We start from the raw sequence: 16,200 nt of genomic DNA, 5'->3' as shown, positions 1-16,200 counted from the left end.
ACCACCAAACGGTACCATTATTCTTTATTTTCTACAGGCTTCTTTGAAGAATCCTGTTTAAAAACTTGCTTTCTTATTTGTTTTACAACTTTTTTATTTGCGTTTCCAGTTTTACTTATTCCAAGTGATTCCCGATATGCAGCGACAGCCTCTTCCGCTGTTCCGTCAAAACGAACCTGTCCACGCTCCATCCAGATCCCTCTAGTGCATACTTTTTCCACAAAGTTCATACTGTGCGAAACGATAATAACCGCTTTTGCATGAGACATCATGTCTTGGATTCGTTCACTTGCCTTTTGCTGAAATGCCATGTCACCAGTTGAGAGTGCTTCATCAATAATAAATATATCAGGCTTCAATATAGCAGCTATGCTAAAACCAAGCCTTGATTTCATACCAGATGAATATTGTTTGACCGGTTTATCTATAGATTTTTTCAGCCCTGAAAATTCTACTATTTCGTCATACTTCGCTTGTACTCTTTTTTTGGGTATTCCAAGAAGCATCGCATTCAAGAAGATATTGTCTCTTCCAGATAATTGTGCATTAAATCCTGTTCCATACCCTAAAAGGGAAGAGGTTTCCCCTTCTAGTTGAATATCGCCCCGGTCTGGCTTCAAGATATTTGTCAGCACTTTGCAAAGTGTGCTTTTTCCAGCGCCATTATGACCGATAATCCCAACTACTTCGCCTTCTTTTATTTCAAAATTAACATCCTTTAACGCCCAGAATGTGCCTGTATTAAGTTCATAGGAAATACCCACATTTGTAGCCCGAACAATTGTTTTATCCTTAATCGAGCTTTGTGTTTTGTTTAATTCCAGGCTTCGTTTGCGTTTAGGTGGCATAGGAACCGTTGCTTTATAATGTGCAATAATCTCTTTCGGATCGCCAATTTCTTTTACCACGCCCTGATTGATCCACATTAATCGATCACAGTTTCGCTGCGCGTATCTGAGACTATGGGTAACAATAATTACCATCTTCGCTTGTTTAACAAGCTCTTTCATTTTTAGAGCCGCTTTTTTACTAAAGCGTGCATCCCCTGTATTCAACGCCTCGTCAAGGATAAGCACCTCTGGCTCCAAATGAGCAGCTACACTGAATCCGAGTCTTGCTTTCATACCACTGGAATAATATTTCATTGGCTGGTCAATAAAATCACCGATATCTGAGAATTCATGGATATCGTCAATATAATGATTGATCAATTCTTTACTGACTCCGAGCATCATGCCATTTAAATAAACATTCTCTCTTCCAGTCAGCTCTTTATTGAAGCCCATTCCAAATGAGAACAATGCAGTTACCTTGCCGTCAACTTGCATTGTCCCTTTATCCTGCTGCAAAATTCCTGCAATGATTTTACTTAACGTCGTCTTCCCAGCTCCATTTGAACCGATGATACCAAGGATTTCCCCTTGGTGACCTGTAAAGTCTATATCCTTCAATGGCCAAACTTTTTCTTTCTTCTTTTTCTCTTTTTTAGCGAACATGCCAAAAACACGTGATTTTATATCATCCTGATAGCCACGGTCATTAAAGGAAACACCTATATCTTTAGCAACGATAACATTTTCTGGCGATTCGTGCGTATTATGTTTCATTTGATCCTGCATGTTTACCCCTCATTTATTATAAATATGGCAGTTATAATGCCTTAATAATTTTATGTTCATTTTTACTGTAATAATAGATCATGAAAATCCCTACTAGGATAGCAATCAGAAAAAGAACTCCTAGTCCAATAATGTTTGGTGTTTGATGGTTCATTAGTATATCACGATAAGCAGTAACAATAATCGCTACCGGATTGTACACGATTAGCGGCTCAAGCCAACTAGGAATTTTTCCACTGCTTAACAAACGTCCACCTTCCCAGATAATCGGGGAAGCATAGAAGAAAATACGCGTAATATATGTCATTAGATTCTCAATATCTCGAACAAAAATCGTAATAAACCCAAGAACAAGGCCCAACGCCAAATGTACCGTTAATTGGATAAAAATAATCAGTGGCAGGTATGCAATATGCCATGTAGGTATGACACCATAAATTGCTAGGAATAACGCTATTACAATTAAACCAAATGCAAAGTTAAATAATTGGGTTAATGTAAACGATAATGGAAATAGCGCTTTTGGCAAAGACACTTGATTAATAATCGAGCTGTATCTTAATATGGATTTGGATGATGAATTAATACTTGTACTAATCCAGCGCCAAGCGACTAACCCGATAACTAAGAAGAGTGGATAGTTTGGAACGTCTCCCCCACGTTCTAGTACGATTACTACTAAGAAGTAGTACACCAATACATTCAATAGCGGATCCAGCAACCACCAAAAATATCCCAAGTAACTATTCCGGTGTTCTGCTTTCAAACCGGATTTGACTAAGTAAAATAATAAATCTTTTCTTTTCAGCATTTCTTGCATATAATTTTTCATTATTCATGACACCGCCTAATATTTAAAACCTAAAAGCTTCGGTTCATTTCTCTATTTATTATAATTATATTTATTTTCTTTTTCAGTGAAAAATTTTATTATAATTTGATTTAACGCATTATAAATTTATTATAATTATATTTGAATAAACGAAAGGCTACCGCTTCGTTCTCCATTTAATAAGATCCATAATAGACCTCACTACATAATGCGAAAAGTACCATATACTTTTCGGCAAGCTTTGTTTTTCAATTTTCCTGAAAACATACCAGTTTCGTTTTGCAGCTTTCCACTTATTACTTGAGATTGAATTGCCGACAAGGCGGTATTCGGCTAATATTTCGGGAAGTCCATAAGCAAGGAAACCCTTTTTCGTAATGGTTAACCAATAAACATAATCCTGCCTTGTTCGGATATTGACCATTTTCAAATGACCAACTTTATCTCTGTCAAGCATAACAGTTAAACAGCCAATAACACATCGTTTCATTAAGTCATCATAATTAACGGACTCTGGTGTACTGCTGACCGCATTTGTCTTCGTTCCATCCTCCAGGATTCGAACATACGTTGTGAAAGAAAAAGCGATATCTTTCTCTTGCATAAAATGAAGCTGTTTTTCTAATTTTTCTGGTAACCAACGATCATCACTATCAAGAAAAGCAATATAGCGTCCTTTAGCATTCTCCATTGCTGTATTACGTGCTACAGCTGAACCGCTATTCTCCTCCAGAACAATTAACTTGATTCGATTATCACGCTTTCTATATTCTTCCACAATCGTCGTTGTATTATCAGTGGAACGATCATCCACAATCACCATTTCCCAATTAGCGTACGTCTGATCCAAAACAGAATCAATCGTATCTCCGATAAACCGCTCTGCATTATAAGCAGGGGTAATTACCGATATAAGTGGATCTTGTTTCATCTAATCACCGATTCCTTCTTCCTGCATACTTTTCTTTTCTAAATCAAGTAATTCATGGTACCAGGAGATTAATTTTTGCTCTTCTGTATACCAGTTTAGTTCCTCTGCAACAGCTCTTTTCCCATTTTCCCCCATACGTTTTGCTTCTTCAGGGTTATTTTTAAGATAAGAAATTGCCTTTTTTATCGCTTCATCATCATATGGGTCAACAGCTATTCCACACTGATAGGTTTCCATAAATTTTTCCCAAACAGGAAAGTTTGAGCAAATTATCGGCAGCCCTGCATTCATATACTCAAAAAACTTGGTCAGTTCTTTTTTCATATAATGCTCTGTTGGAGGAAAAAGAGCTATCCCTGCAAGCCAATTTGTCTGAAGGTAGCGATCCTCAATAACTTCTTTTTCGATAAACTGATCGATTCCTTCAATTTTTAAGTTTGCTTTCTTATCTCCGGCTGCTTCGTACATTTTTTCTGCCAGGTCACTTGGACATTTACCTACGAAATGCATCTCAATCTCTTCATCAATTACCGGTATGCGAGCGTGAAACATTGCCCCTCGTACAATGGACACATTTCCAGTATACAGGACTTTATTCTCTGCGGGGGTTTCACGTTTGCTATTTAAAAACTTTGCATTAACTGTCGGGTAATTTAGCACACACGTCCCCGTCGGATAAATATCCTTATAGTATTTTTCCGCAAGACATAATTCAAAGTTACGAGCAAAAAAGCGTTCCATTAATCTATAAACTGTCGCAAACATTTTTCTGATCGGCATTGACATATAATCTTTTTGCAGAATGCTTGTAATATAATCTTCATGAATATCATAAATGACGACATTGTTTTTATTTTTTAATAGCCATGCTATTGGCAAAAGCTCTGGATCATGAAAATGATAGACATCTGCATTTAATTTTTTTGCTTCCTTATATGCTGCGAATGCCCCAACTGTCATTCTTTTTAATCTGCTTTTATATTTTTTTAATGGTATATGTTTTATCGGTTTATCTGTATTTGAATCCTGGTCGCCTGATTGAGCGATTAACGTCACATCAAAGCCGGCTTTTTGCAATGATTTACATTCTTTATGATAGATCCTTGGATCATATGGGTGGTGTACAGTTGTTAACTGAACAACACGTTTTGGAGTATGCATACTCCTTCAACTCCTGTTCAACTTTTAATACGTTTTATTTAGTGTTTTCATAAATACGTCTTCATATTGTTTAACAATCGTCTGTGCGCGGAATGTATTCACACGCTCCAGTCCTTTTTGGATAGCCTGCTCACGCCTATTCACTGTCCAGGTTAATGTTTCATAAATTTTTTCTGCCAGTTGTTCTGCATTCCCAATTTCACACATTAGCCCGTATTCCCCATCATTTAATACTTCTTCAGCTCCAGGATAAGCCTTCGTTGAAACGACAGGTGTCCCTGTTGCTAGTGCCTCTGAAAGAACATGCCCAAAGCCTTCTCGCTTGGAGGATAGTACGAAAACATCAGCATGTGCGAAATAAACATATGGATTCTGTTGAAAACCAAGGAAGAACACTTTATCAGCAACATCCATTCTATCAGCAAGTCGCTTTAGTTCATCCTCCAGTTCACCTTCACCAAGAATAACAAGCTTCACATCCAAGCGCCGACTTACATCGGCAACCGCTTTAATCAATGTCTGTTGATCCTTATCCTGAACCAGCCTTCCTGCAGTGATGATTACTTTTTCACTCCCAGTAAAAATGGTTTCATGTTCCTGTGGAAGTATTCCCTCTTTCATATTAATTCGAATACGTTCGATATCAACTGGGTTGTAAATAACATTTATTTTTTCCCGTTTTACCTTATAACGTTTTACAATATTCTCTTTTACACCGTGTGAGAGTGCGATCACGCGACTGGAAAGCTTATATAAAAGCCCGTATAATCTTAATTTAAAATCAGCAGCAGGACTACCTCCCAAGAAAGCTGCTTCCCGCACGATATTTTTCGCACCAGAAAAAGAAAGAAGGTTTCCTAAAATGGCTATCGTGTTATAATTCGGTATCGTACTGAATACGATAGCTGCTTTTTCTTCCCGAATTACTTTTGCTAACGGAAGAACCGCTGATCTTAATCGTTTCGTCTTCAATTTAATAAATTTCACATCTTGATCTAAATATTTTTCATAGCTTCCATCGTATTGTAACGTAACAAGTATTGGAATGAATTTCGATCTATCGATATTATTTATAATGTTCAATAATGTTCGAGCAGCTCCACCGCCACCCATTTGGTAAATAAAAAATAAAACACGTTTCTTCTCCACGAAATCGTCATCCTTTTTTAGTAAAGAAAGTCTAAGTTTTGGCTTTACTTAAGAACAGCTACGCCCGGCTTACTTCATTAATAAACCGAAAATACACTGAACGAATTATACCATAGCCGCAACAATAAATAAATTGTCGAAATCATTACAATTGAGGTATCTTATGTACGATTTCATGTTACATTGCCCTTTTCTTGTAAAGGTATTTTAATATAATGGAAATTGATGTTATAAAGTTTATTACAAAAAGGATCTGGTTTGATAAACGCAGATCCCTTTTTGTAGCTGTTATTTATTAATGATCTAAACTTTTCAGTTTTTGCTCCATATATGCCTTAATTTCATTATGTAAATCTGGTCGATTTAAGGCAAAATCAATGGTCGCCTGTACAAATCCTAATTTCCCACCAATATCATAACGTTCACCAGTAAAGTTATATGCAAGTACTTGTTCCTTTTCGTTTAACTTATTTAAGGCGTCAGTTAACTGAATTTCGTTATTTTTCCCTGGCTCTTGTTTTGCAAGAATATCAAAAATTTCAGGTGAAAGTATGTATCTTCCCATAATTGCCAAATTAGATGGAGCTTCATCTTGGCTTGGCTTTTCAATTAATGATTCAATCGCTCGGACGGAAGAACTATTATCATCTGTCGTTAAAGGCTTAACAATGCCGTATTTTGATACATCCTCCATTGGTACATCGTGTACACCGATTACGGAAGATTGATTTTTATCAAACACATCGATAAGCTGCTTTAAACATGGTACTTCTGATTCCACAATGTCATCTCCAAGCAAAACAGCAAATGGTTCATTTCCTACAAAGCTGTGTGCACATCCAATCGCATGACCTAAGCCTCTTGGTTCTTTTTGTCGGATATAATGGATATTGGCTAAATTCGAAATAGACTTGACCATTTCAAGCATTTCGTAGTTCCCTTTATGTGCCAACTTTTCTTCAAGCTCATAAGACTTATCAAAATGATCCTCTATTGCACGCTTTCCTCTACCAGAAATAATAATAATGTCTTCTATTCCAGATGCAACTGCTTCTTCTACAATATATTGAATCGTCGGTTTATCCACAATTGGAAGCATTTCCTTTGGTTGAGCTTTTGTTGCCGGAAGAAAACGAGTTCCCAATCCCGCCGCCGGAATTATAGCCTTGGTTACTTTCATCTTATGCGCTCCTTCTATTAGATTAAATAGCCGTATATTAAGGTTCATATTAGTTTTTCATTTGCTATTGTTAGTTTATCATATCGCCACTTACTATCCAATTTTTCAATAAAAAAATGCAATAAATAGTCAAAATCTGTATAATAGTAATTGCTATACAAGTTCAATATATAGATGTATAGTAATTTTGATAAGCATATTGAAAGATAGTAGTGCAATGGATGAATTGAGAATAAAAACATTCCCCAGTTTATTAACCAGAAATCACTACTTATTTTAAAGCTTCATATGAATTAAACCAAACAGATAAAGGAAGGCAACGATACCATGGAATTGTTTAAGAAATTACAAGCAAAAGAAGAGAAAATTGCAGTTATTGGTTTAGGATACGTTGGTCTACCACTGGCAATAGAACTAGCTAAGAAATTTGATGTTGTTGGCTTTGATGTAAATAAGGCTAAATTGGATAAATATTTAAGCGGAATTGATGTAACAGACGAAGTTGGCGATGAAGCGCTCAAAAAAACAAGCCTAAAATTCACGAGTGAAGAGGAAGAATTACAATCTTGTAAATTTCACATTGTCGCTGTACCAACTCCAATCAATACCGACAAGACCCCTAATTTAAATCCGGTGATTGGTGCAAGTGAAACCGTTGGAAGAAATTTAACCAAAGGTTCCATCGTCGTTTATGAGTCAACGGTATACCCTGGAACAACAGAAGAAGTTTGTATTCCAATCCTTGAAGAAGTTTCTGGTCTGGAATTTGGAACTGATTTTAAAGTTGGTTATTCTCCAGAACGAATTAATCCTGGTGATAGAGTAAATACATTAACAAAAATCACGAAAATTGTTTCTGGTTCGGATGAGTCTGCACTTCGTGAAATAGCTAACCTTTACGGATCTATTATTGAAGCCGGTGTATTTGAAGCAGAATCCATTAAAGTTGCTGAGGCAGCTAAAGTAATTGAGAATTCTCAGCGAGATATCAATATTGCATTTATGAACGAGCTTTCAATGGTGTTCAATAAAATGGATATTAATACAAAAGCTGTCTTAGAAGCTGCAGGAACAAAGTGGAATTTCCTTAATTTCACACCTGGATTAGTTGGCGGGCATTGCATCGGTGTCGATCCATATTATTTCACCTATAAAGCCGAACAACTAGGATATCATTCGCAAATCATTCTTTCTGGAAGAAAAATTAATGATGATATGGGTAAATACATTGCAAGCAATATCATTAAAAAAATGATTAAAGCAAAACAAGAAATCGATGGTGCACGCGTAGCTATTTTCGGGCTTACCTTTAAAGAAAATGTACCAGATGTACGCAATACAAAGATCATTGATATTATTACCGAATTAGAGGAATACGGTGTGGAGACACTCGTTTATGATCCTGTTGCTGAGAACGAAGAGGTTTATAATGAATTTAACATTCGCTTAGTAGAGCAAGAGGAATTAACAGAGTTGGATTGTGTAGTATTTGCTGTTCCTCACAAAGAATTCCAGGAATCTTATAGTTTAGATAACGTGGAAGAGCTTTACAAAAATGATTCAAAAGTGTTAATTGATATTAAAAGCATCTTTGACAGAAAAGAATCAGAAGCAAGAGGATATCATTACTGGAGTTTATAATTTGATATTAAGAAAATCGGGAACCTTTGCAATGAACAAGGTTCCCGATTTTTTAATTTCGATTGTATTATTATCTATTTTTCACATTAACTTCTTCCTGACCTAAGATTAAGTAATTTAATTCCTTTTCAGGTACTTTATTAAATTGCTTTCGTTTCATCAAATAAAATATAATCCCAAGAAAAATCCATGCTGCCAGGGCGATCCTTGATTCAATACCTAAATATGCAGGTGAACCCGGAACCAGTAAAAGCCCCAGAAACACAAGACTCGTAAGCGATCCAATAAAGGAAACAACTTTTTTGAATGGTGAAACTGTGTTTAATTGTTCATTGAAATTAGCATCTTTTTTCCATTTAAATAATTTAAATGCAGTGAAACAAGTGTAAAAATAAGCTATCGTTACCCCTACTGATGACATATCGACCACCCAAAGCAATGCCTCTCTGCCAAACCATGGTGCAAACATCGCCAAAATCACAACAAATATAATACCAATATACGGTGTTTTATATTTAGGATGCAATTTCGAAAAGGTTTCTGGTAATATCTTCGCTCGTGACATAGCAAATAATAAGCGACTCGAAGAAAGAATAAAACCAATTAACCCTGTAAATATTCCCATCGTCAATGCTACGACTAAAATAGCCAAACCACCTATTCCTAATAGACTTTGAACAGCTGTCCCGGTTCCCCAAATGTAATTGCCGGCAACTAAACCTTGCCACGGCTCTGCCATGGATGTCGCAATTATCATCAAGCTATATAGTAAGAAAGCAAAGAATATCGCATAAATAATTAAACTAAATGCTTTTTTAGAGGAAAAATTAAACTCCTCTGCTGTTTGTGGTACTGTGTCAAATCCAACATATGCCCATGGTGCAATTGCTACAATTGAAATAACAGCTGCGAATGCAGTTGTTTCTGCTGGGAAAAATGGTTGCATATTAGCTATTCCAGTACCTGGCTGTATCCCAACTAATAGTGTTAAAACAACAATACTTATAACCATCACACAACAAAAGATAAACTGGATTCTGCCAGACATCCCTGTTCCTTTTATATTGAAATAGCCAAATACGATAAGCGCAATCGTTGCAATTATAATTTCTGTCCCATACACACTCCAGCCTGCAACATCGTAAAGATATATATTTTCAATAAGCTTCGGCAACGTAAACTTAATCATTAATGCAAATGCTGAAGCATTGAGTGCCACAATACAAAGGTACCCAAACGTTAAAAACCAGCCACATATAAATGCATGTGTACGTCCCAGACTAACATATGTATATGCAAACGCTCCTCCTGAAACAGGAAAGCTTTTGATTAAGAAACCGTAGCTGACAGCTATCAGCATCATTAATAAACCACCAATACCGAAACCGATGATTACTCCAAGTGGACCAGCTGTAGACATCCACGTTGCAGGCTGAACGAATGCCCCCCAGCCGATTGCTGACCCTAAAGCAATGGCCCATACCCAATGTGGTTTTAATGATTTCTCTAATGTGGTTCTTTCATTCATACTTTTTCTCCTTTATTCGATTTAAATTTTTATTATGGGTTTTATTTTACCATTATTTATTATTACTCCCTAATCAAAAACGGGAAAAATGCAATTAAGTAAAAAACGCAATACTTTCTCATCAGATTTCATGGAGGTGTTATATTTATTTTGAGGTTAATATTTTAATTAAATTTGTCTAATTTTAGGGCGCTAAAGAAGCTCCTTCCACCATTCTACATCACTATACATAGTTCGCTGTCTATCCCAATTTTCGATTAGCTCTGTGTAATTGCAGTTCAATAATTTAGAGAAAAAGACCTAACCCTCACCTGTCGTACAATGTCGAACAATGGTCTTAATTAACTAAATATTATTTATATTGCTATTATATTGGAAAATTTTGTTCCTATTGTAATAGAGCTGTGCTACTATAAAATTGTATTATTGTCAAAAAATTAAATATTTTATAGAGGGGATTGATTCATATGAGGAATTAGTCGGTTATATAGAAAATATGATTAAAACGGGAATGGGAGGAAGTATGATTGAAACAGAGATATGTTAAAAAATTATTTAGTAGTTTATTAATCTTTACACTTATTCTTTCATTATTTAATCCATTACTTGTATCAGCTGAAACAAATAGCAATGCGACAAAACAACTAAACGTTGATGATAGAATATCGCAGCTAAAAAAGGCTGTTTCAGAGCAACAAGCAATCTTAAATCAGGAACCTGTTTTACACCAAGCTTTACAAAATTTATCTAGTGATAAAGAAACAGCTGTTATTGTTCAATTATCTGAAGCTCCTGTTGCACTAGAACAAGGAAAGAAAACAGTAGAAGGAAAAACGCTTAGCGGAGCACAGGCAACAACTGTAAAAAATAAAGTTATTAATGAACAAGCTAGATTTGAAAAACTATTAAAAGCAGACAACATTGACTATGAGAAAGGATTTACGTATACCCAAGCTTTTAATGGGATGTCACTGAAATTGAAAGCAGATGATATTGATAAACTATTAACAATAGATGGCGTTGTCAGTGTTAATCCTGATGAAGAAGTTCACGCTCTTGAACTTGCCGGGGATAATAAGATAGGTCCGATGATGGTTGATACTGTTCCCCACCTTGAAGTTCCTGAACTTTGGGATTCAGGTCATGAAGGACAAGGTGTGAAAGTTGCCGTTCTGGATACTGGTATTGATTATAACCACCCTGACTTTCAAGAAATTTATAAAGGTGGCCATAACTTCATCGAACACACGGAAGATTATGCTCGTCCACGTGACGATGATGATCCATATGAGACTACTCCTGAAGACCGTCCAGATCACATGCCAGAATTCAGTGCAAATGGCAGTTCCTTTTATACATCACACGGGACACATGTTGCGGGTATCATTGCAGGAACAGGAAACAATGAATATGGCATAAAAGGAATCGCGCCAAAAATTGACCTGTATGCATATCGTGTACTAGGTGCATATGGAAGTGGATTTACGTCTGGTATCATTGCTGCAATTGATAAATCCGTCGAAGAAAACATGGATATTATCAATCTATCATTAGGTGGTGGCAGCAATAGTCAAACTGCTCCAGATGCAATTGCTATTAACAATGCCACATTAGCTGGGGTTACAGCAATTATCGCAACAGGAAATAGTGGTCCAGGTCGTGGTTCAGTTGGAAATCCTGCATCTGCTGCGCTCGCAATTTCTGTAGGAAACTCCACATTACCAGAAGAAACGATTCAAGCAAACGTAGATACCAGTGCTGGTGATTATGAGCAACAATATGATGCAGCATTAATGGGTTGGAATTTTGCTGAGGATCCTGCAGATGCATTATCGGGTACATATGATGTAGTACCTGTTCCAGGAGTTGGTGCAGCATCTGACTATGAAGGAATTGACGTGGAAGGAAAAGTTGCGTTGGTTGCGCGTGGGGAGATTCCATTTGTAGATAAGATAGATGTAGCCAAAAGTCTTGGAGCTATCGGTATCCTAATTCATAACAATATCGATGGTGAAGGACCTGCTAATGTATTGCTGGGAAGTTCATTTGGTTATATTCCAGCATTTGATATTTCAACTGCAGATGGCCAAGCGTTAAGAGAAGCAATCGCAGCATCAGCGGACAATATTGGCAAGGTTACGTTTAGTGATTACCAGGTTAACTCTACTGAAGGCGACCAAATAAATTCATCCAGTTCACGTGGACCATCCACGCCAGTGTTTGATATCAAGCCAGATGTTTCCGCACCAGGAACAAATATTATGGCTACAGTCCCTGCTTACGGAAAGGATTATCCAGATGCAGCGTACACACAAGCATATGACCGGAAAACGGGAACGAGTATGGCTGCACCTCAGATTGCAGGGATAGCAGCATTACTTTTATCAAAAAATCCCGATTGGACACCATATGATATTAAAGTTGCGTTATCAAATACAGCGAAGCAATTGGATACAGAGCAATACGATGTCTTTGCACAAGGGCCTGGCCGTGTACAACCTTTAGCCGCTGCAAATGCAGAAGCATTAGCATATGCATTAGACACTACTGCCTTCGATGAACAATCGCTTGATTACGAAAAAGGAACCATCACATTTGGAAGAGTAGCACCAGATCAAGAAAAAGAGTTAACGATAACAAAACAGATTGAAGTACGTGACTTAATTGGCAAATCCAGTGATTATGATGTAAGTGTTGACGTAACGAAAGCAGCAACTGGTGAATTAGCTGATGCGAGCGTTACCGTAAACAAACCATCTTTTACTTTAAATGGCACGGAAACACTTGATGTTACGTTATCAGTCCCAGCAGGCGAAGAATCTCCTGGAAATGAGCTGCTTGGATATATCCATATTACGAATGGGACAACAAATTTAGGATTACCTTTTGCTGTTGAATTTTCGACAGAAATTCCAAGTGGACTATCATACTTCGAACTCATCGATTACGCAATTTCACCAAATGGTGATGGTCAGCATGATGAAACCGTCTTAGAATTCGGATTATCAGCTGATGAAGAGCTCATGTCCATCGAGCTATGGGATGCAGCCGATCCAAATGGCGGCATTTACGGAGATGGTTATATCGGTTATTTGGCCATGCAAGCATTACCAGCTGGTGAATGGCAGCTTCCAATAAGTGAAACATATTATGATTGGGAGACTGAGCAAGAAACGACCATCCCGGATGGCGTATACACCGTTGATTTCAATTCATGGGATATAGCAAATCAAAATATCACACTCCTTGCAGACGATGGACCACTTTTTGTGAAGACAGCTGCTCCTGAGATTGATTTCGATTCTGTAGATGAAGCAATTGATGGAAATGAATTTGTTGTAACAGGATCAATTGATGATAAATTTATTGATTTCAAGAGGACTGTTGAGAGAATTTTTGGATTACCTTATGATGTAAATGAAAAATTATCTGCTGAGTATGAGCTAACTGATGAGGATGGTCACGTTTTAGAAAGCAATGATGTAATACTTGAACAAGATGGCACATTTAAAGTCCAGTTAACGAGCCTAACAAGTGGTAAAAACACACTAGCATTAACGGTTACTGACATTGTTGCAAATAGTACTCAGCAACAACTCGAACTGGACGTTACAGAAGAAGCAAAGGAAATCATGATTTCCTTAACACCTTCTACTAATGAGCCAACAGAAGAACCGGTTACGATTTCTGTAGATACCGATAGTGAAGCAGAATTGGTTGCGATGAAATGGCTGCAAGGTGATAAGACTGCGGAAGATTTTGCTGAATCAGGAAATACGATCGATTTAAATACAAAGGCTTTTGACGTTGAGGAAAATGGAACTTACACGGTTTACGTTAAAAATAGTGAGGGTGTTGAAGCTGTTGAATCCATTACGATAGAGAATATTACAGAGCCGATTGAAGAAGTAATTACAATTACCCTTTCTCCTTCTACTGCAGAACCGACAGAAGGACCGATTTCTATTGCTGTGGCTACGGATAGTGAAGCAGATCTCGTTACAATGAAGTGGCTGCAAGGTGACAAAGTCGTGGAAGATTTCGCTGAAGCTGGCAATCCTATCGATTTAAATACAAAAGCTTTTGATGTTCATGAAAATGATATCTATACCGTTTATGTAAAAAATAGTAATGGAGTTGAAGCTGTTCAAACGATTACAGTAGAAAATATTGCAGATCCGGTTGAGGAATTTTCAATCACCCTCTCCCCTTCTACTACAGAACCGACAGAAGGACCGATCTCTATTGCTGTGGAGACTGACAGTGAAACAGAACTGGATGCAATAAAATGGTTACAAGGTGACAAAACCGTGGAAGATTTTGCTGATGCTGGGAATCCCATCGATTTGAATACAAAGGCTTTTGATGTTCATGAAAACGGTATTTACACCGTTTATGTACAGAATCGTAACGGGGCTGAAGCTGTTCAAACCATTGTTGTTGGGAATATTATTGTACAAGGTGAGCTTAGCATTACGTTAATCCCTTCTACAACGGAACCAACGGAAGGGCCAATGTCCATTTCCGTTATGACAAACAGTGAAACAGACCTTACTGCATTAAAATGGCTTCCAGGCGAACTTACAGAAGAAAACTTTGCGGAAGCTGGAAACGCAATTGACCTGAACACGAAGACTTTCGATATTGCAGAAAATGGGACGTACACAGTATATGCAAAAAATAGTGATGAATTAGAAACTGTACAAACCATTGTAATCGAAAATATAATACAGCCTGGTGATGAAGTCATTACGATTTCATTAAAGCCTTCAACAACTGCGTTAACAGAAGGGCCAGTTACGATTTCGATTGATACAGACAGTGCAGCAGATTTAGCAGTATTGAAATGGCTTGAGGGTGAACGTTCTATTGAAGATTTCACAAAATCAGGAAATGCGATTGATTTAACCAAAAAAGCATTTGATATTACGAAAAACGGGACATACACCGTTTATGTGAAAAATAGTAACGGAGCCGAAGCTGTTCAAACGATTACGGTGAAAAATATTACAGAACCTGTTGATGAGGAATTTACAATTACGCTTTCACCTTCTACTACAGAACCAACGGAAGGTCCTGTTACAATTTCAGTTGCAACAGATAGCGAGTCAGATATAACGGCATTAAAATGGCATGCCGGTGAAAAGACAACGGAGGATTTTGCCAAGAACGGCCATGCAATTGACCTTAATACGAAAGCTTTTGAAGTTAGTGAAAATGGAACATACACCGTTTATGCAAAGAACCGTAATGATATTGAAGCTGTCAAGACCATCCAGGTGGAGAATATTACAGATCCTGAACCTAAAGAAGAGACTGTTGTCGCAGCTCCTCAAATCGCGGATGGAATAGCTACTATTTCTAATGAAGCTATCGATCAATTAGCGGATGGTGGTACACTTGTTATTGACCTAGGCAAAACGGAATCCGTACGCATCGAAATAACAAAAGAACAAATTGCTGCTTTGAAAGCAAAAGAAGCAACATTGATTATTCAGAACCATCATATTGAAATGCAGAGTCCATTGGTAAATTTACCGGATGAGAAAGATATTTCATTTAATCTTGAAAAACAGGATGATGTTGAAAAAGCAGTTAGTCCTGTATATGACCTAACAATCGAAGCAAACGAAGATGCAATCAATACATTTAAGGAACCAATAGCGCTTCTATTCAAGATTAATCCAGACAAAGTTAATAACGTCGATAAATTAAATGTATACTTCTTGAATGAGGACACAAGGCAATGGGAAATAATTCCTGGTTCTGTATACCAAGATGGCAAGGTATCCGTTGGTGTAGATCACTTTAGTCAATTTGCTGTTTTTGAAGATACAGACGATGATAAAGGCAAAGACCCTGTAGATCCGAATCCAGTGGATAAAGATGACGATAAGGAAGAACCAAAAGATAAAGACCCAATTGACGACAATCGTTCAGATGTCGGTAAAAACACCGGAAACAAGTCTAACGGAGGAACGACTAAGAATATCGGTTATGCAAAGGGCGACTCAGGTGATGGTAAACAACTTCCAAGTACTGCTACAACGACTTACAATTATCTTGTAATTGGAGCGATATTAATTATCATTGGCTTTGTAGCAATCTATGTGCAGCACAGAAGAAAAAGAAAATCAATGCTTTGACTAGAAACACCAC

Annotated in this window: 9 protein-coding genes; 2 read left to right on the top strand and 7 right to left on the bottom strand. The window is 37.2% G+C overall.

Annotation, left to right across the window (positions count from 1 at the left end; genetic code table 11):
- Nucleotides 1-17: 17 nt before the first annotated feature.
- The 6 genes from D1B32_RS02445 to galU form a co-directional block, all read right to left on the bottom strand.
- Nucleotides 18-1,619 carry an ABC transporter ATP-binding protein gene (locus D1B32_RS02445; protein WP_118888527.1) on the bottom strand — a complete coding sequence of 534 codons (1,602 nt, stop codon included), beginning with the start codon at nucleotides 1,617-1,619 and terminating at the stop codon, nucleotides 18-20.
- A gap of 31 nt (nucleotides 1,620-1,650) precedes the next feature.
- On the bottom strand, nucleotides 1,651-2,451 hold the full coding sequence (locus tag D1B32_RS02440; protein WP_118888526.1) for an ABC transporter permease: 801 nt from the start codon (nucleotides 2,449-2,451) through the stop codon (nucleotides 1,651-1,653).
- Between the two features lie 157 nt (nucleotides 2,452-2,608).
- On the bottom strand, nucleotides 2,609-3,382 hold the full coding sequence (locus tag D1B32_RS02435; protein WP_118888525.1) for a glycosyltransferase family 2 protein: 774 nt from the start codon (nucleotides 3,380-3,382) through the stop codon (nucleotides 2,609-2,611).
- Entirely contained in the window at nucleotides 3,383-4,543 is a 1,161-nt protein-coding gene (locus D1B32_RS02430; protein WP_118888524.1) for a glycosyltransferase, read from the bottom strand.
- Nucleotides 4,544-4,567: 24 nt separating this feature from the next.
- The gene (locus D1B32_RS02425) at nucleotides 4,568-5,692 is read right to left on the bottom strand and encodes a glycosyltransferase (protein WP_118888523.1); all 1,125 of its coding nucleotides are present in this window, start codon (nucleotides 5,690-5,692) and stop codon (nucleotides 4,568-4,570) included.
- A gap of 295 nt (nucleotides 5,693-5,987) precedes the next feature.
- Nucleotides 5,988-6,872, bottom strand: coding sequence for a UTP--glucose-1-phosphate uridylyltransferase GalU (gene galU, locus D1B32_RS02420; protein WP_118888522.1), 885 nt, complete (start codon nucleotides 6,870-6,872; stop codon nucleotides 5,988-5,990).
- A 327-nt stretch (nucleotides 6,873-7,199) separates the two neighbouring features.
- On the opposite strand from galU, the gene D1B32_RS02415 reads away from it, so the two are divergent.
- The gene (locus D1B32_RS02415; protein WP_118888521.1) at nucleotides 7,200-8,513 is read left to right on the top strand and encodes a nucleotide sugar dehydrogenase; all 1,314 of its coding nucleotides are present in this window, start codon (nucleotides 7,200-7,202) and stop codon (nucleotides 8,511-8,513) included.
- 70 nt (nucleotides 8,514-8,583) lie between these two features.
- Here the strand turns inward: D1B32_RS02415 and D1B32_RS02410 are convergent, their stop codons facing one another.
- Nucleotides 8,584-10,041 (bottom strand): APC family permease, encoded by a 1,458-nt coding sequence (locus D1B32_RS02410; RefSeq protein ID WP_118888520.1) that lies wholly within the window; start codon nucleotides 10,039-10,041, stop codon nucleotides 8,584-8,586.
- Between the two features lie 527 nt (nucleotides 10,042-10,568).
- On the opposite strand from D1B32_RS02410, the gene D1B32_RS02405 reads away from it, so the two are divergent.
- On the top strand, nucleotides 10,569-16,187 hold the full coding sequence (locus D1B32_RS02405; protein ID WP_118888519.1) for a S8 family serine peptidase: 5,619 nt from the start codon (nucleotides 10,569-10,571) through the stop codon (nucleotides 16,185-16,187).
- Nucleotides 16,188-16,200 lie beyond the last annotated feature (13 nt).

This window comes from Oceanobacillus profundus (assembly GCF_003515705.1).
GTDB lineage: Bacteria > Bacillota > Bacilli > Bacillales > Amphibacillaceae > Oceanobacillus > Oceanobacillus profundus.
Note: the sequence above shows the minus strand (reverse complement) of the source record. Positions and strands in the feature narration are given on the sequence as shown.

Bases quoted from the DNA above. Each gene is read 5' to 3' on its own strand.
- D1B32_RS02445 (WP_118888527.1), bottom strand. From the start codon at position 1,619: ATGCAGGATCAAATGAAACATAATACGCACGAATCGCCAGAAAATGTT.
- D1B32_RS02440 (WP_118888526.1), bottom strand. From the start codon at position 2,451: ATGAAAAATTATATGCAAGAAATGCTGAAAAGAAAAGATTTATTATTT.
- D1B32_RS02435 (WP_118888525.1), bottom strand. From the start codon at position 3,382: ATGAAACAAGATCCACTTATATCGGTAATTACCCCTGCTTATAATGCA.
- D1B32_RS02430 (WP_118888524.1), bottom strand. From the start codon at position 4,543: ATGCATACTCCAAAACGTGTTGTTCAGTTAACAACTGTACACCACCCA.
- galU (WP_118888522.1), bottom strand. From the start codon at position 6,872: ATGAAAGTAACCAAGGCTATAATTCCGGCGGCGGGATTGGGAACTCGT.
- D1B32_RS02415 (WP_118888521.1), top strand. From the start codon at position 7,200: ATGGAATTGTTTAAGAAATTACAAGCAAAAGAAGAGAAAATTGCAGTT.
- D1B32_RS02410 (WP_118888520.1), bottom strand. From the start codon at position 10,041: ATGAATGAAAGAACCACATTAGAGAAATCATTAAAACCACATTGGGTA.